The organism is Streptomyces sp. NPDC058663, from assembly GCF_042716745.1.
Lineage (GTDB): Bacteria > Actinomycetota > Actinomycetes > Streptomycetales > Streptomycetaceae > Streptomyces.
The window spans coordinates 14,078-33,823 of sequence record NZ_JBHXRV010000055.1; the positions used below are offsets into that span (position 1 = coordinate 14,078).

Here is a 19,746-nt window from a genome sequence, read left to right on the forward strand (position 1 = left end):
GATCCGGGGCCGCCGGGCGGCCGGTCACCGATGGCCGGTGGCATGGCCTGTCGGCCGGGCGGCGGGAACAGCAGCATTCGGCGTGTCCGGCTCGCAGCGGTCCGCCGCGGCGCGAGCCTCCCCGACGAAGGGTTCCCCCGATGACTCCGTATCCCCGGCGCCTCACCGTGGTGGGCGCGGCCCTCGCACTCGCCGCCCTCACCAGCACCGGCGCGGCTCAGGCAGGAGCGCCTGCCACCGCGCCGTCCGCCCCCGCCGCGGCCCCCGCTTCCGCTTCCGCTTCCACTTCTGCTTCCGCCGCGGACCTCCCCGACTTCAGCAACGTGCACGGTCTGACCGTGGTCCCGGGTGCCACCCAGGTGCACGGCCCCACCGACTTCACCCTCACCGTCACCACCAAGCAGCTCTCCGGGCAGCACAAGATCCGCATCCTCCTGCCCACCGGGTACGCCGCCGAACCCGCCCGGCGCTGGCCGGTCACCTACTTCCTGCACGGTGCCGCCGGAAACGTGAACGACGTCGTCGCAGCCCCGGCCCTGCGCTCGAACTCGATGATCACCGTGGTGCCGGACGGAGGCCTGAAGAGCTGGTACGCCGACTGGGTCATGCAGAACACCGCCATGGGGGCCGCGAACTGGGAGACCTTCCACCTCACGCAGGTCGTCCCGTTCATCGACGCCAACCTCCGCACCCGCGCCGACCGGGCCCACCGCGCCGTCGTCGGCCTGTCCATGGGCGGCTTCGGCTCCCTGCACTACGCCCAGGCCCGCCCCGACCTGTTCGGGCACGTGGCCGCGCTGTCGGGCGCCGTCGATCTCGGCCTTGCGGAGATGCGCGGGGTCGTCGTCGCCACCGAACTCAGCCTGGCGAACGCCATCTGCGGGTCCAGCAGCTCGCTCGGCTGCCCCGACCACGGCCCCTACGTGGACAGTGACGCGATCTTCGGCTCTCCCTACCCGGTCTTCAACGCCGACCGCGTGTGGAAGGCGGTCGATCCGGCCGCCCCGGCGAACCTCGCCAAGCTGGCCGACACCGGCGTCACGATCTACACCGGCAACAACGACGTGTTCGACGCCCGGACCGCGGTGGCCTCCAAGAACGTCAAGTCCCGCCTGGACCAGCTCAAGATCCCCAGCCGTCTCGTCGACTACGGAAACGGTGCCTCGCTGTCCCCCACCTGCAACGGGGGCCACAACTACGGCTGCTGGGCCCCGGCCTTCGCCGACTACGTGCCGCGCCTCGAAGCCGCCTTCGCCGCGGCCGGCTGACCCCCGACAGGGCACCGGACCGCACCCGGTGCCCGTTCCCGAGGGCTGCACCAGGCCCCGTACCCGAAGTCCGCACCCGGTGCCCGAGCCCAAGGTCCGCACCCGAAGTCCGCACCCGGTGAGCGCACTCCGAGTCCGCAGCAAGAGCCCGCACCCCGTGCCCGCACCCGCGCGCCCGGCGCGCTCCCGCCTCTCCCCCAGGAGCCACCATGCCCGAACCGTCCCCCCGCGCCTCCCGCAGCCCCTTCTCGCGCCGCACCGCCCTCAAGGCCGGCGGCAGCGCCGCCCTCGGAGCGGGTATAGCCGTCTTCGCCCCGGCGACCCCCGCCTCGGCCCTCCAGCGCGGCACCCCGCTCTGCGACGAACCCGGTGACTCGGCCGCCGCCCAGGGGGTGGGCTCCAGCGACCTGGGCATCCCGTACTACCGCGAGCACGACGGCACGTACGGCTACGTGTTCGGCGACAGCTGGACCGGGATGCAGCAGTATGGGGAGTACCTGGGCTCGCCGCTCATGCTCTGCCAGTCGGGTTTCGACGCCTCGGGCGCGACGCCGATCTCCTTCACCTGGGCCATGCCCACCGGCGGCCAAGCACGGCAGCTCTTCGACTACAACTGGCGTGCGGACAACGGGTTCGGCCACGAGGTGACCCGTATACCCAACGACTGCATCGAGTTCGGGGGCCGCACCTACATCCAGTACACCTCCGTCGGCACCTGGACCCCGCCCCCCGGGTACGACGGTTCCCTCATGTCCGGCGTCGCCTACTCCGACGACCACGGCGTCACCTGGCGCGACTACCCGTACCACTGGCCGGGTGACATCCAGGGCGTGAACCAGTCCCCGTACGGGATGTGGTCATTCGCGGGCATCGACCCCGACGGCTGGCTGTACATCTTCTCCAAGCGCTGGAACGGCAGCCACCGCAACACCGCCGACGGCGGGCTGATCCAGCTCTTCCGGATCCGGCCCGAGGAGTTCAGAGCCGGCAACTTCGGCGCCCAGCAGAACTGGGCCCACCTGGACGGGCGGTGGCAGTGGACCACCCACGCGTCGCCCACGCCCATCCTGACCGGCAACAACATCGGGGAGTTCTCGGTCAAGCGGATCGGGGGCCGGTACTGCATGAGCTACTTCGACGTCACGGACTACTCGATCTGCACCCGCACCGCCTCCAGGCCGGACGCCGTGTGGTCCGCGCCCACCCCGCAGATCGTCGGCGACAACCGCTGGCCGGCCAGCCACTGGGGCAAACCGCAGGTGACCACCCTGTACGGCGGCTACATCCATCCGGGCAGCGCGAGCGCCGGCTCGCTGACACTCATCGTCTCCCAGTGGCCGGGCGTCGACCACCAACCGCCTTACCGGGTCCTTCAGTTCGACGGCATCAAACCTTGACGGGCCGCTGAGTGCCCGAGTCTTCGACCTGGCGACAGCGGCACCCCCGTGCCACCAGAACGCGCCCTCCCACCAACCAGTCCCACCAGAACGCGCACTCCCACCAACCCGTCCCCCTTCCCACCTGACCGAGGAGAACTCCATGAAGCTCAAGAGAAACAGGTGCGCGGCCTTCGTCGGCGCGGCGACCTCGGCGATCGTCATGCTGTCGACGGCCACGGCACAGGCCGCCCCGGTCGACGACCATCCCGCCACCCTGGCGGCTCTCAAGGCGTTCCAGTCCGTCGCGGGCCCCGGAGCCGCGGTCCACGCGGGTGACGCCGCCGGTTCCTGGACGCTCTCCGCCGGGACCGGCACGGTCAACACCACGAAGCCGGTCCAGGCCGACGAGCACTTCCGTATCGGCAGCCAGACCAAAACCTTCACCGCGGCGACCGTCCTGCAGCTCGTCGACGAGGGAAAGGTCTCCCTCGACGCGTACATAGACACCTACCTGCCGGGAACGGTCACCGGCAACGGGTACGACGGCACCCGCATCACCGTGCGCCACCTGCTCCAGCACACCAGCGGCATCGCGCGGTACGAGCCCCTGAACTCCCTGGCCCTGGCCGAGCCCGACGGCACCTTCAAGACGGCCAGACTCGTCAAGGAAGGGCTCAAGAACGCGCCGGTCTCCGCGCCGGGCGCCGGCTTCGCCTACTCGAACACGAACTACCTCGTCCTCGGCATGCTCATCGAGAAGGTGACGGGCCTGCCGGTCCACGAAGCCGTCACGCAACGGATCGTCGAGCCTCTCGGGCTGACCCGCACCGTCTTCCCCGCCCCCGGGAAGCGCGCGCTGCCCGCCCCGTCCGTGCCCGGCTACCACGGTGTACGGGTCGGGTCGTTCTACTTCTGGAGCGCCGTCATCTCCTACGACCCGTCGGTCTTCAGCGCTGCCGGGGCGATGGTCTCCACGCTGACGGACCTCAGCACCTTCTACGGTGCCCTGACCGCGGGCAAGGTCGTCTCCCCGGCCGCGCTGGCCGAGATGGAAAAGGTACGGGACGTCGGTGGCGCCGGATACGGCCTCGGAATCCAGAAGGTGAGCCTCTCCTGCGGCGGCGCTGCCTGGGGCCACAACGGCGCCGTCCCCGGCTACTTCACCCAGACCCTGGTCACCGAGGACGGGCGCCACGCCTCCGTGATGACCAACGCCTACCTCGCCAGCAACCCCGGCGGCGGCAAGCTGGGCGCGGTGCTGGACACGGCGCTGTGCGAGGACCGGGCGTAGCGCCTCATCCTGCTGTCGGCACCGGGCCGGCCGGGGCCTGTCCGCCCACGCCCGGGGGTTTTCCCCCGGGCGGTTCGGGCTGACAGGCCCCCTGCGCTCCGCGCCCCGCCCCAGCCATGATCGTTCCACCGCCCCGGCGGACCACCACCGAAGCGAGGAGAGATCAGGATGACCGTGCGCAGGCAGGCGATGGGCCGAAGGACGCTGCTGGCCGTGACGGCCGGAGCCGCCGCCACCGCCCTACTGGCCCCGGCCGCCCACGCGGCACCCATCCGGGCGCCTGCCCGTCCCGCGCCCACCGGCGGGCCCGCGAAGAACGGCCGGGCCGCCGCGGTCCGTGCGCTGGAGCGCGCCGCCCATTCCCTGAGGTCGACGGACCCCGGCGGGCGCACCACCGACCTGCGGGCGCTGGGCGCGATGATCGGGGACGCCGAGATCGTGGGCCTGGGCGAAGCCACCCACGGTTCGCACGAGTTCTTCACCATGAAGGAGCGGGTCTTCCGGTACCTGGTCGAGGAGAAGCGCTTCACCACCTTCGCCCTGGAGATGAGCTGGACGGCGGGGCTGCGGATCGACGAGTACCTCCAGGGCGGGCCCGGCTCCGCCCGGCAGGTCGCCAAGGAGGCTCTCGCCGGATCTCCCTGGGAGCGCGAGGAGTTCGTCAGCCTCCTCGCCTGGATGCGCGGGCACAACGACCGGCACCCCGGGCGCCGCGTCCACTTCATGGGCAATGACGTGGGGGCGCCCAGGCTCGGCAGCGGTATCTTCGAGCGGGTTCTCTCGTACGTCCGCGCGCACCGCCGTCAGGACCTCGCCCGCCTCGAAGCGCTCTACCGCGAGCTGCCTCCGCTCGACGACGTCTTCGGCTACCTGGGCAGGCCCGTCGCCGAACGGCGCCGCAACGCCGCCACCGCCCAGCAGGCGCTGGACCTCGTCGTCGCGGGCAAGGGGGCGGGCGATGACGCCCACGAGTGGGCCCAGCAGCACGCCCGCAACATCCACCAGACCTTCGCGTTCGCGTCGCTCGACCTGAGCGACCCCAAGTCCGTCTCCGAGGCGGAGCACTTCCGCGACAGGGCCATGGCCGCGAACACCGCGTGGTGGCACCGTCGTACCGGTGACAGGATGCTGCTCTCCGCGCACAACGGACATGTGGGCTACCTGTCCACCGACCCGGCGATGTACCCCACGACGCAGGGGGTGTACCTGCGCGACACCCTGGGCGCCGGCCGTTACGTCTCCCTCGGATTCACCTTCCACCAGGGGTCGTTCCTGACCGCCACCACGCTCGGCAGCCCGTGGAACAAGGTCACCGTCCCGGCCGCCACCGCCGACATGCAGGAGCACACCCTGGACCGGGTGCACCACCGCGACTACTACGTGGACCTGCGCACGCTGCCGGCCGCGGCCGCCGACTGGCTCGCCACACCGCGTCCCGTGTACGACGCCGGCTCGTCCTTCAAGAGCGACCCGCTCCCCGTGCTCGCCGTCAGAGAGGCCTACGACGTGCTGGTCCACCTCCACCGGGTCCGCGAGGCCGTTCCTGTCTGACGCCCCCGGCCGCCCCACGGGTGATCACTCGGCGAAGTCGAGCGGAAGCAGGTGCGCTACTGGCGCCCCGGCACAGTCGGCCGGCTGATGTTCCACTGGCGGGACTGAACCGGGGCGTCGGCGGCACGAGCTGTTCAGACGGCCGGGGCGTTGGGGCGGGTGGTGCAGAGCGCCCAGATCACGAAGACTCCGATTCCGATGGAGATGAGCGCCCACACCGGCACGTACGGCAGCCAGAGGAAGTTGACGACGATGCTCACCGCGGCGAGCATCACGCCCGTCGCCCTGGCCCACAGGGCGTTCTTCAGGAGACCCCATCCGACCACGGCGAGCACGATGCCCAGTACGAGATGGATCCAGCCCCAGGCGGTCACGTCGAACTTGAAGACGTACTCGCCCAGGCGTGTGTAGACGTCGTCCTTCGCGATTCCCACGATGCCCTTGATGATGTCCAGGATGCCGTCCACCAGCAGGAGTACGCCGGCGAACACCGTTCCACCGGCTGCCCAGGCGGTGCCGCCGCTTTCGGGGCGGCCGGGAGTGGGGGCGGAAGCCGCCGAGTGCGCCATGGTGATCTCCTTCGTCGAGCGGTACGCCGGTAGCCGACGTACTCCTCACCGTCCGTCGCGACCGTGGGCAGGGACAGCGGAACAGGGCCATTCGGGTGAGGCCCGCACTGCCCTGGTTTGTCGCGCCCCGCGCCTCGTGCGTGACGGCCGGTGGGTGACCCCCGGTCGGTCGTGCCAGGGGTAGCGGGTGACAGGCCTGTCGTGGGCGGTGGCTACCCTGCGGGGATGAGCAACGCGATGTGGGACGCCCTGTCGGCGACACCCCTCCCCGAAGTGCGGCGCCGCGCGGCCGTCGTGGACGGTCTGACCGGGGTCGAGCCGGTGACGGTGCCCGGCGCGCGCCGACTGGCCTGGAACGACGGCGGCGGCCAGTCCGCGGTCTGGTACTTCGCGGAGGACGGCCGCGTGCTGCTGCTGACGTTCGACCACGAGTCGACGCTGAATCTGTACGCCGAGCAGGACTTCGCCCTCCAGGAGTCCTTCTACAAGGGCGTTCCCGAATCCCTCGTCGCCCTGGTCCGGGACCGCCCCGAGAACTACGAGTCGCTGAACCTCACGGACCCCGCGACGGGCCGGACGATCCACTACGCGGGTGGTGTCTTCTGGTACGACGGCACGCGCTGGCACGTGTCCGACGGCCTGGCGGAGTACTGCCGCCGTGAGGACACGGACCTCTTCGGCGAGTCCGGCTTCACCTACTGCCTGGACGTCTACCGCTTCGGCCAGAACTTCACCCTCTGAGCCGGTCCCCCTCTACCGGTCCCGCTGAACCGGTCCCCTCTACCGGTCCCGCTGAACCGGTCCCCCCTACCGGTCCCGCTGAACCGGCCCCGCAGCATCACCACTTGGAGCAAGACGGATGAGCAGCAACGAACTGACCCTGTACAGCGGTCCGAGACGGGCAAAGGACCAGAGCCCCGGTGAGGGTCCGGCGAAGGTGGCGGACATGGTCAGCTTCTCCGACGGGTCGGGGCCTGCGCCGTCGGCCGTGTACGTGGAGCGCGATCTGCCGCAGGGAGGCATAACCGCCTACCTTGCGGCCCGGGGCAGCGGGGCCCGTTCCTTCGCCCTGTGGGCCGACGATCAGCGCCGGCAGCGGGTGGCCTCCGTGGTGACCCTGTCGGCCGGCGGCGGCGTCGCGACGTTCCAGGTGCTCGGCGCCCACGGCGAGGTCATCGGCACGCTCAAGCGGGAGAAGGCGCTCCGCGGCAGGGGCCTGCGCACCCGCTGGACCGTGCACCAGTCCGGCGGCCCCGAAGCGGTCGGCTTCAAGGGGAGGATCGTCTGGTGGTGGATGTGGTGGCTCCTGCTGCCCCTGATGCTGGCGACCCTCGTGTCCACCGTCATCGACGGCGTCCCCGGCAACGAGAGCGGCTTCGCCCGGGCACCCCGGCGCATCCGGTGGCGCGCGAACGGGCAGGTCCCGCTGGAGTTCAGGTCCAAGGGCGACAAGCTGTACCTGCACGCCCCTGGCGTGGACTGGCGGCTCGGGGCCGCGCTGATCGCCCTCCTGCGCAGCTTCCACTCCGGCGCGTGGGACTCGTCGAAGAAGTGACCCACGCGTCCGTACCGCCTGGCCGACGGGAGCTACTCCTTCTTCGTACCGAAGGCGGCCCACGGTCCGAGGGTGAATCCGGCGCCCTCCTGCCGGACCTGCAGGGCACCCGCGCCGCCGAAGTGCGCCGGAACGACCAACTCCCGCATCTCTGCCGCCCGTTCAAGGATCCGATGGCGGCTGGCCACCGCCCGGTCCGCGTCCAGGCAGAAGCAGCTGTTGCAGGAGGGGGCGAGGATCTGCACCGGGCTGTGCAGCAGATCGCCGACGAAGACCGCGCGGTCGTTCCCGGATGCGAGGCGCAGGACCGAGGAGCCCGGCGTGTGGCCGGGCGCCGACTCCAGCGTGAGGTGTTCGTCGATGCGGTGGGTGCCGTCCCACAGGACGGTCTGCCCGGCCCGGTGGACGGGCGCGATGCTGTCCTCGTAGATCAGCCGGTCATCCCCCTGCCGGCCGTTCCCGTACCCGTTGTCCGGGCCGAAGTGGAAGTCGTCCGCGGCCGGGACGAGGTACTGGGCACGGGGGAACGTCGGCTCCCACCCTCCGTCGACAGCGGTGGTGTTCCAGCCGACGTGGTCACCGTGGATGTGGGTGTTGACGACGACGTCGACATCCTCGGGCCGCACTCCGGCGCGCGCCAGCCCACCCAGGAAGTCGCCCTGCCAGTGGTGGAACTGCGGTGACCCCGGCCGTTCGCGCCCGTTCCCCACTCCGGTGTCGACCAGGACGGTCCGTCCGCCGCTGCGCAGCACCCAGGTCTGCAACGCCGCCACCGCGCTGTCACCTTCCGGTTCCCAGTGATCCGGCGCCAGCCAGTCCTCGTTGCCCTTCCACATCTCGCCCCCGGACCCGGGAACGAGGCCGCGCGCGGGCGCGAACGCCCCTTGCCACTCGACGACTCGAATGACCTCGACGTCACCGAGCACGATGCGGTCGCCGCTCTCGCCGCTCTCGCCGCTCCGACTGGTCTGATTGCTCCGGCTGCTCTGACTGCTCTGGCTCTCCATGCCTCCGACGCTAGGAAGGGCAGGTGAGCTTCTCAATGCCTGTGCTGCTCAGTCGAATACGCATCCGTCTCATCGTTGACACGAAAGGTACTCTCACCCGATGGATGTAGTGAGTGACGCGGTCTCGGCAGTACGCATCGGGCGTCCGTCCTCGAACCGGGTGCGGGTGAGCGGAAGCTGGTGCACGCGGCTCGCCCCGTACGACGGCGCGGGTTTCCACGTGGTGCTGGAGGGCAGCTGCTGGCTGCTGGCCGACGGCGGCTCACCGCTCCCGCTCGGCGTGGGTGACGTGGTGCTGCTGCCGCACGGCACGGGACATGTGATCGCCGACGCCCCCGCCGATGCGGCGGCCGTGGAGCAGGCGGTGCCGTTCGAGCGGTGGCCCGACGGCGAGGAACCGCTGCTCCGCCCAGGCTCCTCCGGCGGGGTGCAGATGCTGTGCGGCAAGTACCGGCTCGACCGCCGTCGCGTCCACCCGCTCATGGCAGAACTGCCGGAGGTGGTCCACCTGCCGAACAGAGTGGGCGCCCATCCCGAACTGCGCGCCGCCGTCGACCTGTTGGGACACGAGCTGAGTACGCAGGGGCCCGGTTCATGCCTCGCGGTGCCCAGCCTGCTCGACCTGCTCCTCGTCTACATGATCCGCTCCTGGGCCGCCCAGGACACGAGCGGCACCTGGCCGGCCGTACTGGGCGACCCGGTGGCGGCCGCTGCTCTACGGGCGCTGCACTCGGACCCGGCCGCCCCATGGAGCAACGACCGCCTGGCCGCCGAGGCGGGCGTGTCCCGCGCCACCCTGGCCCGCCGCTTCACCGCTCTGGTCGGCCGCCCGCCGATGGCGTACCTCACCTGGTGGCGCCTGACGTTCGCCGCCACCCTGCTCCGCGACACCCTGGATCCGCTGGCCACCATCGCCCGCCGTGTCGGCTACGGCACCCCGTACGCCTTCTCCCACGCCTTCAGCCGGGAATTCGGTACCACCCCGGGGCAGTACCGGGCCGCGGCGGGACGATCCGGGGCCGCGTGAGAGTTCCTCACGGTCCGGGTCGCGCGGGCCGGCGGATCCGCGCTGCCCGGACCCGCGAACCCGGGATCGCCCTGACCGGGCTCGTCCCTCCCCGGGCCCGCGCGGCCTCAGGCAGCTCCGCGAGGCCTCAGGCAGCTCGCGCGGCCTCAGGCGGCCCGCGGGGCCTCAGGCGGCCCGCGGGGCCTCCGGGAATGCCAGGGCCGGCGAACCGCCCGCCCACCACACGCCGATCACGAACGCGGCCGTGGCCTCCACGTACGCGGCCCGGTCCAGCCCGCCCGCCGGCATCGGGGCCCACCCCATCCCTGTGATCAGCTCCGTGACGTGCCCGGCGGCCCCCGGGTCGTCCGCGCAGAACGGCACCGCGGGCGGGATCGTGCCGAGGGCGCCCGCCGGGTGGTCCCACATGCTCGCGTGGGCCAGGTTGAAGGCCTTCACCACGTGTGCGCCGGGCGCCGCCGCGCCGATCAGTCCGGCCACGCTCTCCCCCGCGCCGGTCGTCAGCATGACCCCGCTGGGCCCGGGATCCAACGGGTTCGTGCAGTCCACGACCGTCCGTCCGGCCAGTGCGTCGGCATGCTCACTGGCCAGTGCCGGCGCCGCCCCGGCCGGTACGGCCAGCAGCACCACCTCTCCGTACTCCGCCGCCTGCGCGGGCGTCCCGTAACCGGCCGCGCCGATCCGACCGGCGAGCGCTCGGGCTGCGTCGCCGTCCCGTCCCCCGACGAACACCTCGTGCCCGGCCCGTACCCACGCGCCGCCCAGCGCCGCCGCCATGTCCCCCGTACCCAGTACGCCTATGCGCATCGTCGTGTTCCTCTCGTCGTGTCTCGTCCGGCGTCTTCCGTTCGATGGGCTGACGCTACGAACGCCGACGCACACCGTCCGGTGTCCATCGGCGCAGGCAGGATGGCGGCATGGAGAACTTGACCGATCCGGCCGCGGGCCTGCCGGACCTCACGTACACGGCGGACTGCCGGGCGCGCGTCGCCTTCGAGGTGCTGGCGAACCGCTGGGACAGCGTCGTGGTCTTCACGCTCGGCGTGACCGGCCCGATGCGGCCCCGCGCGCTGGTCGCGCGGATCGGCGGAATCAGCCCGAAGGTCCTGAACGAGGCGCTGCGACGGCTGGAGTACAACGGCCTCGTGGAACGCCACGCGTACGCCGAGGCACCGCCGCGCGTCGACTACGCCCTGACCGAGGCAGGTACGGCGCTGCTCACGCCGATGCGTGCGATGGGCGCGTGGGCCGCGCGTTACGCGGACGACGTACTCGACGCGCAGGACCGGTACGAGAACCGCTGAACCCGCGCCGGTACGGGGTGCCCGTGGCGGCGGGTTTCGGTGCGGGGCCGAGCCGGTGCGGGCGCGGCACGCGGAGGAGGCGCCGGGACGCTTGACCGACCCCCTTTGCCGGGCTGACGGTCGAGCGGGAGCAATTCGTGACCGAGGTGCGGCATCCGTGAGGGACAGGTGACGGTGTATCTGCACCTGTCCGTCGCGCGAGGGGCCGGGCGGTGTTCGGAGTGCAGAGCGAGAGCGGCGGCAGGCCCCGGACCGGGTGTGCCGCGTCAGGCGGCTGCCGTGGTTGCGCCGTCCGGGAGCAGTTCGGGCATCCCGTCCACCAGCACCACTATCCCGACCACCGCACCCTCGTCGCAGCGGCCGACCCAGACGGGATAGGTGCCGTCCCCTGTCGTCGCGAAGGCCGCCAGTTCTCCGCCGGAGGTCCGGTCGCGGGTGCGCACCATGTACATGGAGTCGCTGATGTCCTCGTAGGCGTCAGGATTCGGGTCGCCCTGGATCAGCCCTTTCCTGAAGTGTGCGAGGAGGGGTTCCCAGGCTGCGGCATCGGCGAAGCAGCCGGTGGCACCGTCGGTGTCGAACCCGGAGATCCCGTTCTCAATGAACAGCCGGGGGTCGTCGTCGGGGCCGAGCGCCATCTCCCAGGTCGTGGCCGGGGCCTCGCCGACGAGCAGGCGGACGGCCGTGGTGTCCGTGCGGGTGACCGGGCCGTTGGACCACTCGCAGTGGTAGGTGTGCCTGGCCTGCGCCTCCTGCAGTACGTACTCCCCCGGTGGAACGGGGACGGTGAGGTGCGGGCCGTCTCCGCTGTCGATGTCCGGGCCGGAGACCGCGAGCAGCCCGCTGGGTACCCGCAGCGTGCCCGTGCGGCGTGGCTCCAGGACGGTCATCTCGGGGTGGTAGCCGTCCGTCACGCGCACCCCGGGCCGAAAGAGTTCACCGATCGCTCCGGGCTGCGCGGGGCGCGGCGGGCGCCAGCAGGTGGCGGGCGCGGACCCCGTACCGTCATCCGCTGCGGCAGCGGGCACGGCGCCGTTGTCCGCTGCCGCAGCGCGCGCAGGGCCGGCGCCGGTGTCCGCTGCTGCGGTCGGTGAGGTGACCGCGAAGACCGGCGGCTCCGTGATCCCGATAGACCCGGCCGACAGGAGCGGCCACTCCCCGAACGCAGGACGGTCCGCCCAGCGCTCCTCGTCGCGGAGGTCGGGCACGGTGACGAGCCTGCTCCCTCGTGCGCCCCGGGACTGTTCCGTCCGCTGTCCCCTCCCGTCCGGGAAGAGGTCCATGGTGGTGCGGGGGCACGCGTCGTCGAACTCCGCCATCTCCGGGCCGGTGTAGTCCCAGCGGACGGCGTACCGGCGCAGCAGCCGCGTCGGGTCGTCCAGCAGCCGCATGTCCAGGTCGTAGGTACGACGGCCCTGAGCGTCGTAGACCCACAGCCCGGCATAGTGATCCCGCCAGGAAACGAGTCGAACCTCCAGCGGAGCCTCCCGGCCCGCCACCCGGTACACCACCACGTACGGAAGCCCGGCGGCATCCCGCTCGCGGGCCTCCTCCACGGATATCGGCCGCCAGGGGACACGGGACTCCAGGTCCCACGCCAGCGCGTACCCCACCTCGACCACCATCGCCGCTCCCCCGCTCGTGTGCGCAACGAGCAGCAACATATCCGTCACCTCCGACAACGCACACTCAGCAGGCGTCACGGCAACCGTCGGTGCGGACCTGGCGGGCCAGGCGGACCTGGCGGACCTGGCGGGCCAGGCGGGCCAGGCGGGACGGGCGGGACGGGCGGGACGGGCGGGACGGGCGGGCGAGCGGAACGGCCCGGCGGGCGGAGGGTGTGCGGGCTGACAGTGTGTGACGTGCCGCGCTGTATGTTCGGGGCACCGGACGGGATCGCGGGCCGACCGCCGGAGGGCCGGTGGCATGTCCTACGGTTTCCGGAAGGCACCCGGATACTCTCCGGGCGTACTGCTACGGAGGTGGGGATGGTGGCCGGGGAAGGCGTTCAGCGCAACAGAGCCATGCGGAGCCCGGACGGGCCGGCCAAGGTGACGATCACCGAGATCGCGCGGGAGGCCGGGGTGTCCGTGCCGACCGTCTCACGGGTCGTCAACGGGCGCTCCGACGTCTCGCCCGCCACCCGGGCCCGGGTCAAGGACCTCCTGCACCGGCACGGCTACCAGCGCAAGCCCGCCGCGCTCAGGGCTCCGGCGGCCCTGCTGGACCTGGTGTTCAACGACCTGGACAGCCCCTGGGCCGTGGAGATCATCCGGGGCGTCGAGGAGGTCGCGCACGAGTCCGACGTGGGCACCGTGGTCTCCGCGATCCACGGCCGGGCGGGTGCCGCACGGCAGTGGATGACCAATCTGCGCGCCCGCGCCTCGGACGGTGTGATCCTGGTGACCTCGGCCCTGGAGCCGGGTCTCCACGACGAACTGCGGCTCCTGGGAGTGCCGTTGGTGGTGATCGACCCGGACGGGTCGCCCGCCACCGAGGCGCCGACCGTGGGCGCCACCAACTGGGCGGGCGGGATGGCCGCGACCGAGCACCTGCTGGCCCTCGGTCACCGGCGGATCGGTTTCATCGAGGGCCCGCCCCGGCTGCTGTGCTCGCGGGCCCGCCTCGACGGGTACCGGGCGGCGCTCGACGCCGCGGGCGTACCGGTCGAGAAGGAGCTGATCGTGCGCGGCGATTTCTACCACGAGTCCGGATTCACCGGCTGCAACCGGCTGCTGGACCTCGGGCGGCCGCCCACCGCGGTCTTCGCGTCCAGCGACCAGATGGCGCTCGGCGCGATCGAGGCGCTGCGTCGCCGCGGCCTGCGGGTGCCCGAGGACATGAGCATCGTCGGCTTCGACGACCTGCCCGAGGTGCGCTGGTCCGCGCCGCCGCTCACCACGGTACGCCAACCGCTGTCCGACATGGGCAAGTTGGCAGCCCGCACGGTCCTCGAACTGGCCCGGTCCGTGGAGCCCGCCTCCCTGCGGATCGAGCTGGCGACGGAACTCGTCGTCAGGTCGAGCACCGGGGCGCCGCGCGAGGAGTAGGGGCGGTACGGAAGGCACCGCTCCCGGGGGTGTCAACGGCCTTTTCCGACAGGGCTGTTGACACCCCCTTCGCATGTCCGTAACTTCCGTGGCCATCTACCGATAGTTTTCGGATTCCTTCCGGAAGGTGTGCCATGCCAGTGTTCGACCGAGCAGCCGTGTCCACGTCCGCCGTCGCCTCGGCCCTCTCCCGCCGCCGCTTCCTGGGGGCCGCCTCGGCGGCCGGGCTGGGGGCGGCCGGCCTGTCCGCCTGCTCGGACTCCGGCTCGGGCACCACCGACAGCGAGGGCCGCACCGTCCTGGAATGGTGGAACATCCAGACCACGGAGCCGTCGAAGTCGGTCTGGCCCGAGCGGGCCAAGGCGTTCGAGGCGACCCATCCGGAGGTGCGCGTCAAACTCGTGACGCTGGAGAACGACGCGTACAAGGCGAAGATGACCGCCCTGACCAGTTCCGGAAAGCTTCCGGACATCTACCACACCTGGGGTGGCGGCGTCCTCCGGCAGCAGATCGACGCGGGCCTCGTCGAGGATCTCTCCGGCACCGTGAAACCTCTCGCCGAGACCCTCGTGGGGGTTTCCATGAAGCCCTACGAGTTCGACGGCAAGTCGTACGCGATGCCCTTTGACCTCGGCGCCGTCGGCTTCTGGTACAACAAGGCGCTCTTCGCGAAGGCCGGCATCACGACCCCGCCCGCCACCTGGGCCGCCTACCTCGACGCCGTCGGGAAACTCAAGGCCGCCGGCATCACGCCCATCGCCCTCGCCGGCAAGGAGAAGTGGCCCGGCATGTACTACTGGGCGTACCTGGCGATGCGGATCGCCGGTGTCGACGGCATGCAGAAGGCCGCCGACGCCAAGGACTTCACCGGCGCGGATTTCGTCAAGGCCGGTGAACACCTCGAGGAACTCGTCGCCCTCCAGCCCTTCCAGAAGGGGTTCCTCGGCGCCGCGTACTCCACCCCGGGCGGCGAGGCCGCCCTCATGGGCAACGGCAGGGCCGCGATGGAGCTGATGGGCCAGTGGGCACCCGTGGTGCAGGCCGACTCGGGCAAGGGCATCGGCAAGGACCTCGGTTTCTTCCCCTTCCCCACCGTCGAGGGCGGCAGGGGCGCCCGAACCGACCTGTTCGGAGGCGGCGGCGGATACGCCGTGCGCAAAGGGGCGCCGAAGGCGGCCGCCGACTTCCTGAAGTTCCTCATGACCCCCGAGTCCGACCGGATCCTCGTGTCGAAGGCCGCGATGATGCCTGTCGTCAAGGAAGCCGCCGGCTCCCTGACGGACCCCAATCTCCGGCTCGTCGCCGACGCCCTCGGCAAGGCAACCGGCTTCCAGCTCTATCTCGACCAGGCCTACCCGCCGGCCGTCGGGCAGGAGGTCAACGACTCCGTCGCCGGTCTCATCGCCGGGGCCAAGTCGCCCGAGCAGGTCGTACGTTCTGTCACCCTGGTCGCCAAGAGCCAGTAGATGAAGACGACTTCGACCCCGATGAGCGAGCGGGTCCCCTCCCCCGCCAAAGAACCGTCGCTGTCCGCCGAGAATCGCCGGCCCCGGGCGCGGCGGGTCCGCGACTGGTGCGGCGCGTTCGCCTTCACGGTGCCCGCCCTGGTCCTGTTCGGTTCGCTCGTGCTCCTGCCGATCCTCTACGCGCTGTACGTCAGTTTCTTCAACTGGGGCGGATTCGGAGCGCCTTCGGACTTCGTCGGCACGGACAACTACGCCCGCCTCCTCGGCGACCCGGTCTTTCTCGGCGACCTGTGGCGCGGCCTGCTGCTCGTCCTGATGTCCGTCGGGCTCCAGCTGCCGTTCGCGCTCGCCATGGCCGTCCTGCTCAACCAGAAACTGCGCGGCCGCGCCTTCTACCGGATGCTGTTCTTCGCCCCGTACGTGCTGTCCGAGGTGATCACCGGCGTGCTGTTCTCCATGATCTTCTCGCCGGACGACGGGCTCGCCGACAAAGCACTCGGCGCGATCGGCCTCGACGGCCTGGGCGGTCTCTGGTTCGCCGACCAGGACTGGGTCCTGCCCACGCTGTTCCTCGTCATGATGTGGAAGTACTTCGGCTTCCACATGATGCTCTACCTGGCCGGCCTGCAGAGCGTCCCCGCGGAGCTGCACGAGGCGGCCCGCATCGACGGCGCGGGGCCCTGGCAGCGATTCCGCCACGTCACCCTGCCGTTGCTCGGGCCGACGATCCGCATCAGTGTGTTCCTGTCCGTGATCGGCGCCATCCAGCTCTTCGACCTGGTGTGGGTGGTGACCCAGGGCGGTCCCGACCACCACTCCGAGACCATGGCCGTCACGCTGTTCCAGTTCGGCTTCAAGCGCTACCAGATCGGATACGCCGGCGCGATCAGCATCGCGATGTTCCTCATCAGCCTCGTCTTCGCCCTGCTCTACCAGCGCTACGTGCTGCGCCGCGACACCGAAGGAGCCATCACGAACATGCGAGGCGCCCGATGAACGGTCCGGCATACCGCGCACGCCGCCATCTGCGCTCGACACCGCTGTACGTCGTCGTGTGGCTGATCGGCGTCGTCATGGTCACCCCGCTGCTGTACGCGGTGGTGTCCGGCTTCAAGACCACGGACCAGTTGTCGCGGAACGCCTTCGGCCTGCCCTCGCCCTGGGTGGTGTCCCACTACACGGACATCCTGGCCTCGGGTTCGTTCTGGCGCATGCTCGGCTCCTCCACCCTGATCGCCGTGGGCACCACCGTCCTCACCGTCGGCACGGCAGCGCTCGCCGCATTCGCCCTCGCGCGATTCGCTTTCCGTGGAAGGGAGTTGCTCTTCACTCTGTTCACGATGGGGCTGATGTTCCCGTTCGCTGTGGCGATCCTGCCGCTGTTCATCCTGCTGCGCACCTTCGGGCTGCTCGACAACCCGTGGGGCGTCATCCTGCCGCAGGCCGCGTTCGGCCTGCCCATGACCCTCGTCATCCTGCGCGGGTTCTTCCGGGAGATCCCCGGCGAACTGGAGGAGGCGGCCACCCTCGACGGCTGCTCCCGGTTCGGCTTCTTCTGGCGGATCCTGCTGCCGATGGCCAGGCCCGCGCTCGGCACCGTCTCCGTCCTCGCCGTCGTCGGCAGCTGGAACAACTTCCTGCTCCCGCTGCTCGTGTTCAGCGAACCCGACTGGTGGACGATCCCCGTCGGCGTCCAGCAGTTCCAGGGGCAGTACGCCGCCGACATCGCCCGCGTCTTCGCGTACCTCGTCCTCGCCATGGTTCCGGCCCTCGCCTTCTACGCGGTGGCCGAACGCCAGCTGATCGGCGGCCTCTCGGCGGGCGCTACCAAGGGCTGAGCCCGCGACGCCCGACTGCGACCACCTGCGCCCGACTGCGCCCATTGCAAGCGAACACCCCTTTTCATCACCGCACTTGAGGAGTTCCATGGTCAAGCCCTGGCAGGACACCGCCCTGCCCGCCGCCGTCCGGGCGGCGGACCTGCTCGCCCGGATGACCAGGGAGGAAAAGACCGCCCAGCTCTCCAGCGTGTGGATCGGCGCGGACACCGAGGGCGCAGACGTCGCCCCGGGCCAGCACACGTACGCGGCCCGCAGCGCCGCGCTCGACGCGCTCCTCCCGTACGGTCTCGGCCACCTCACCCGCCCCTTCGGCACCGTCCCGGTCGATCCCGCCGAGGGCGCCGCCCGGCTCGCCGCACTGCAGCGCACCATCCGCGCGGGCAACCGTTTCGGGGTGCCGGCGATCGCCCACGAGGAATGCCTGACGGGGTTCACCGCCTGGCAGGCCACCGTCTTCCCGACACCGCTGGCCTGGGGTGCCACCTTCGACCCCGACCTGGTGGAGGAGATGGCCCGGGCCATCGGCGGGTCGATGCGCGCGGTCGGCATCCACCAGGGTCTCGCCCCGGTGCTGGACGTCGTACGGGACGCCCGCTGGGGCCGCACCGAGGAGGCCATCGGCGAGGACCCCTACCTGGTGGGAACCATCGGCACCGCATACGTGTGCGGTCTGGAGGCCGCCGGCATCGTCGCCACCCTCAAGCACTTCGCCGGGTACTCCGCCTCCCGCGCCGCCCGCAACCACGCACCCGCCCCGCTCGGTCCGCGCGAACTTGCCGACGTGATCCTGCCGCCGTTCGAGATGGCACTGCGCGACGGTGGCGCCCGCTCCGTGATGCCGGCCTACAACGACATCGACGGCCTGCCCGCCCACTCCCACACCGAGCTGCTCACCCAACACCTGCGCGAGAGGTGGGAGTTCACCGGGACCGTGGTCTCGGACTACTACGGCATCTCCCTGCTGGAGGAAGCGCACCGGGTCGCCGACGGGGAGGGCGGTGCCGCCCGGCTGGCCCTCGCGGCCGGGGTCGACGTGGAGCTGCCGGCGGCGCGCTGCTTCAGCCCCGCCGACCCGCTCCCCGAGCACCTGCTCGACCGGGCCGCACTGCGGGTTCTGCTGCAGAAGTGCGAACTGGGGCTGCTGGACTCCGAGCGGGAGCCCGCGCGGGAGGGTGTTCCGGGCGCCCCGGACACGGTGGCGGGGCCGGGGGGGCCCGTGGGGTCGGACATGTCACCGGGGCCGGACACGGTGGCGGCGCCGGGCACGTCCCCGCGGCCGGCCACTCCCGTGGATCTGAACCCCCCGCACATGCGGGAGCTGGCGCGGCAGGTGGCCGAGGAGTCCGTGGTCCTGCTCGCCAACGACGCCGGCGCGGTGCCGCTGGTGTCACCGGTGCGCCCGGGCGGCAGGCTGCGCGTCGCGGTCCTCGGCCCGCTCGCCCACGAGGAGGCCGCCATGCTCGGCTGCTACACGTTCCCCCGGCACGTCGGCGTCCACCACCCCGGTCTGCCGACCGGAATCGAGGTGCCGACGCTCGCCGAGGCGCTGCACGCCGAACTGCCGGATGCCGTGTTCGTCGACGACCCGGCCGACGGCGATGTGTGTCTGGCCGTGGTCGGGGACAGGTCCGGCCTGTTCGGGCGCGGCTCCTCGGGAGAGGGATGCGACGCCATGGACCTCGAACTACCTTACAATCAGGGCGAGTTGCTGGATTCCGCCCTGGACTCCGGGACGCCCACCGTCATCGTCGTACTCAGCGGACGGCCCTATGCGCTCGGCCGCTGGTCCGACCGGGCCGCGGCCGTCGTCCAGGCGTTCTTCCCCGGGCAGGAGGGCGGCGGCGCCGTCGCGGGGGTGCTGTCCGGCCGGGTCGCCCCGTCCGGCCGCCTGCCCGTCGCTGTGCCCCGCCACCCAGGCGGCCAGCCCGCCCCGTACCTCGCCCCGCCGCTCGGCCGGCACGGCTTCCCCAGCACCGTGGACCCGACACCGCTGTACCCGTTCGGGCACGGTCTGGCCACCACCACGTTCGCCTGGGGTGTCCCGCAGTGCGACGCCCCCGAGCTGCCCACCGATGGGGAGACCACCGTGCGCCTGACCCTCCGCAACACCGGCGACCGGCCCGGCACCGAGGTCGTGCAGCTCTATCTGCACGACCCGGTCGGCAGCGTCGCCCGCCCCGAGGTCCGTCTCGTCGGCTATGCCCGCGTCCCGCTGAATCCGGGCGGCTCGGCCGAGGTCCACGCCACGTTCCCGGCGGACCTCGCCGCGTACACCGGCGCCGACGGCCGCCGCACGGTCGAGCCGGGCGCGCTCGAACTGCGGATCGCCGCCTCCAGCGCACACGTCCACCACACCGTCCCGCTCACCCTGACGGGTCCGGTGCGGGAGGTCGGACACCGCCGCCGGATGCGGTGCGGGATGCGCGTCACGTAGGACC

The 19,746-nt window shown here is 71.5% G+C and carries 17 protein-coding genes; 13 read left to right on the plus strand and 4 right to left on the minus strand.

The window, feature by feature from the left end; genetic code table 11:
* The first annotated feature begins 140 nt into the window (after positions 1 to 140).
* The 4 genes from ACFWVV_RS31480 to ACFWVV_RS31495 all read left to right on the plus strand — a co-directional run bounded on the left by ACFWVV_RS31480 (position 141) and on the right by ACFWVV_RS31495 (position 5,489).
* Entirely contained in the window at positions 141 to 1,268 is a 1,128-nt protein-coding gene (locus ACFWVV_RS31480) for an alpha/beta hydrolase (RefSeq protein WP_384348371.1), read from the plus strand.
* Between the two features lie 209 nt (positions 1,269 to 1,477).
* Positions 1,478 to 2,665 carry a DUF4185 domain-containing protein gene (locus ACFWVV_RS31485; protein WP_384348374.1) on the plus strand — a complete coding sequence of 396 codons (1,188 nt, stop codon included), beginning with the start codon at positions 1,478 to 1,480 and terminating at the stop codon, positions 2,663 to 2,665.
* Between the two features lie 142 nt (positions 2,666 to 2,807).
* The gene (locus tag ACFWVV_RS31490) at positions 2,808 to 3,938 is read left to right on the plus strand and encodes a serine hydrolase domain-containing protein (RefSeq protein ID WP_384348377.1); all 1,131 of its coding nucleotides are present in this window, start codon (positions 2,808 to 2,810) and stop codon (positions 3,936 to 3,938) included.
* A 168-nt stretch (positions 3,939 to 4,106) separates the two neighbouring features.
* A complete protein-coding gene (locus ACFWVV_RS31495) occupies positions 4,107 to 5,489 on the plus strand; it encodes an erythromycin esterase family protein (RefSeq protein ID WP_384348380.1) in 1,383 nt (460 codons plus the stop codon).
* 134 nt (positions 5,490 to 5,623) lie between these two features.
* On the opposite strand, the gene ACFWVV_RS31500 is transcribed toward ACFWVV_RS31495, so the two are convergent.
* Entirely contained in the window at positions 5,624 to 6,058 is a 435-nt protein-coding gene (locus ACFWVV_RS31500) for a hypothetical protein (RefSeq protein WP_384348383.1), read from the minus strand.
* A gap of 225 nt (positions 6,059 to 6,283) precedes the next feature.
* On the opposite strand from ACFWVV_RS31500, the gene ACFWVV_RS31505 reads away from it, so the two are divergent.
* Both ACFWVV_RS31505 and ACFWVV_RS31510 read left to right on the plus strand, forming a co-directional pair.
* Positions 6,284 to 6,799: a hypothetical protein gene (locus ACFWVV_RS31505; protein ID WP_384348386.1), complete on the plus strand. Its 516-nt coding sequence runs from the start codon at positions 6,284 to 6,286 to the stop codon at positions 6,797 to 6,799.
* A gap of 118 nt (positions 6,800 to 6,917) precedes the next feature.
* On the plus strand, positions 6,918 to 7,613 hold the full coding sequence (locus ACFWVV_RS31510; protein ID WP_384348389.1) for a hypothetical protein: 696 nt from the start codon (positions 6,918 to 6,920) through the stop codon (positions 7,611 to 7,613).
* 32 nt (positions 7,614 to 7,645) lie between these two features.
* On the opposite strand, the gene ACFWVV_RS31515 is transcribed toward ACFWVV_RS31510, so the two are convergent.
* Complete coding sequence (locus ACFWVV_RS31515; protein WP_384348392.1) at positions 7,646 to 8,620, minus strand: MBL fold metallo-hydrolase; 975 nt, start codon at positions 8,618 to 8,620, stop codon at positions 7,646 to 7,648.
* Positions 8,621 to 8,720: 100 nt separating this feature from the next.
* On the opposite strand from ACFWVV_RS31515, the gene ACFWVV_RS31520 reads away from it, so the two are divergent.
* Positions 8,721 to 9,647 (plus strand): AraC family transcriptional regulator, encoded by a 927-nt coding sequence (locus tag ACFWVV_RS31520; protein ID WP_384348394.1) that lies wholly within the window; start codon positions 8,721 to 8,723, stop codon positions 9,645 to 9,647.
* Between the two features lie 165 nt (positions 9,648 to 9,812).
* On the opposite strand, the gene ACFWVV_RS31525 is transcribed toward ACFWVV_RS31520, so the two are convergent.
* Positions 9,813 to 10,529, minus strand: coding sequence for an NADPH-dependent F420 reductase (locus ACFWVV_RS31525; protein WP_384348397.1), 717 nt, complete (start codon positions 10,527 to 10,529; stop codon positions 9,813 to 9,815).
* A gap of 35 nt (positions 10,530 to 10,564) precedes the next feature.
* Between ACFWVV_RS31525 and ACFWVV_RS31530 the strand changes: the two genes are divergently transcribed.
* Positions 10,565 to 10,951 carry a winged helix-turn-helix transcriptional regulator gene (locus ACFWVV_RS31530; protein WP_384348400.1) on the plus strand — a complete coding sequence of 129 codons (387 nt, stop codon included), beginning with the start codon at positions 10,565 to 10,567 and terminating at the stop codon, positions 10,949 to 10,951.
* 266 nt (positions 10,952 to 11,217) lie between these two features.
* Here ACFWVV_RS31530 and ACFWVV_RS31535 read toward each other — a convergent pair whose 3' ends face one another.
* Positions 11,218 to 12,615, minus strand: a complete 1,398-nt coding sequence (locus ACFWVV_RS31535; protein WP_384348403.1) for a DUF4241 domain-containing protein — start codon at positions 12,613 to 12,615, stop codon at positions 11,218 to 11,220.
* 324 nt (positions 12,616 to 12,939) lie between these two features.
* Here ACFWVV_RS31535 and ACFWVV_RS31540 point away from each other — a divergent pair, with 324 nt between their 5' ends.
* From ACFWVV_RS31540 to ACFWVV_RS31560, 5 genes are all read left to right on the plus strand, one after another.
* A complete protein-coding gene (locus ACFWVV_RS31540) occupies positions 12,940 to 14,001 on the plus strand; it encodes a LacI family DNA-binding transcriptional regulator (RefSeq protein WP_384348406.1) in 1,062 nt (353 codons plus the stop codon).
* Between the two features lie 134 nt (positions 14,002 to 14,135).
* Entirely contained in the window at positions 14,136 to 15,467 is a 1,332-nt protein-coding gene (locus tag ACFWVV_RS31545; protein ID WP_384348409.1) for an extracellular solute-binding protein, read from the plus strand.
* Positions 15,468 to 16,463, plus strand: a complete 996-nt coding sequence (locus ACFWVV_RS31550) for a carbohydrate ABC transporter permease (RefSeq protein ID WP_384348411.1) — start codon at positions 15,468 to 15,470, stop codon at positions 16,461 to 16,463.
* Complete coding sequence (locus ACFWVV_RS31555; protein WP_384348414.1) at positions 16,460 to 17,305, plus strand: carbohydrate ABC transporter permease; 846 nt, start codon at positions 16,460 to 16,462, stop codon at positions 17,303 to 17,305. Before ACFWVV_RS31550 ends, ACFWVV_RS31555 begins: the two co-directional genes overlap by 4 nt.
* Positions 17,306 to 17,393: 88 nt before the next feature.
* A complete protein-coding gene (locus tag ACFWVV_RS31560) occupies positions 17,394 to 19,742 on the plus strand; it encodes a glycoside hydrolase family 3 N-terminal domain-containing protein (RefSeq protein ID WP_384348416.1) in 2,349 nt (782 codons plus the stop codon).
* Positions 19,743 to 19,746: the final 4 nt, after the last annotated feature.

Coding starts and splice junctions, on each gene's coding strand:
- ACFWVV_RS31510 (WP_384348389.1), top strand. CDS start 6,918: ATGAGCAGCAACGAACTGACCCTGTACAGCGGTCCGAGACGGGCAAAG.
- ACFWVV_RS31540 (WP_384348406.1), top strand. CDS start 12,940: ATGGTGGCCGGGGAAGGCGTTCAGCGCAACAGAGCCATGCGGAGCCCG.
- ACFWVV_RS31515 (WP_384348392.1), bottom strand. CDS start 8,620: ATGGAGAGCCAGAGCAGTCAGAGCAGCCGGAGCAATCAGACCAGTCGG.
- ACFWVV_RS31505 (WP_384348386.1), top strand. CDS start 6,284: ATGAGCAACGCGATGTGGGACGCCCTGTCGGCGACACCCCTCCCCGAA.
- ACFWVV_RS31535 (WP_384348403.1), bottom strand. CDS start 12,615: ATGTTGCTGCTCGTTGCGCACACGAGCGGGGGAGCGGCGATGGTGGTC.
- ACFWVV_RS31500 (WP_384348383.1), bottom strand. CDS start 6,058: ATGGCGCACTCGGCGGCTTCCGCCCCCACTCCCGGCCGCCCCGAAAGC.
- ACFWVV_RS31485 (WP_384348374.1), top strand. CDS start 1,478: ATGCCCGAACCGTCCCCCCGCGCCTCCCGCAGCCCCTTCTCGCGCCGC.
- ACFWVV_RS31560 (WP_384348416.1), top strand. CDS start 17,394: ATGGTCAAGCCCTGGCAGGACACCGCCCTGCCCGCCGCCGTCCGGGCG.
- ACFWVV_RS31490 (WP_384348377.1), top strand. CDS start 2,808: ATGAAGCTCAAGAGAAACAGGTGCGCGGCCTTCGTCGGCGCGGCGACC.
- ACFWVV_RS31550 (WP_384348411.1), top strand. CDS start 15,468: ATGAAGACGACTTCGACCCCGATGAGCGAGCGGGTCCCCTCCCCCGCC.
- ACFWVV_RS31480 (WP_384348371.1), top strand. CDS start 141: ATGACTCCGTATCCCCGGCGCCTCACCGTGGTGGGCGCGGCCCTCGCA.
- ACFWVV_RS31545 (WP_384348409.1), top strand. CDS start 14,136: ATGCCAGTGTTCGACCGAGCAGCCGTGTCCACGTCCGCCGTCGCCTCG.
- ACFWVV_RS31555 (WP_384348414.1), top strand. CDS start 16,460: ATGAACGGTCCGGCATACCGCGCACGCCGCCATCTGCGCTCGACACCG.
- ACFWVV_RS31530 (WP_384348400.1), top strand. CDS start 10,565: ATGGAGAACTTGACCGATCCGGCCGCGGGCCTGCCGGACCTCACGTAC.
- ACFWVV_RS31520 (WP_384348394.1), top strand. CDS start 8,721: ATGGATGTAGTGAGTGACGCGGTCTCGGCAGTACGCATCGGGCGTCCG.
- ACFWVV_RS31495 (WP_384348380.1), top strand. CDS start 4,107: ATGACCGTGCGCAGGCAGGCGATGGGCCGAAGGACGCTGCTGGCCGTG.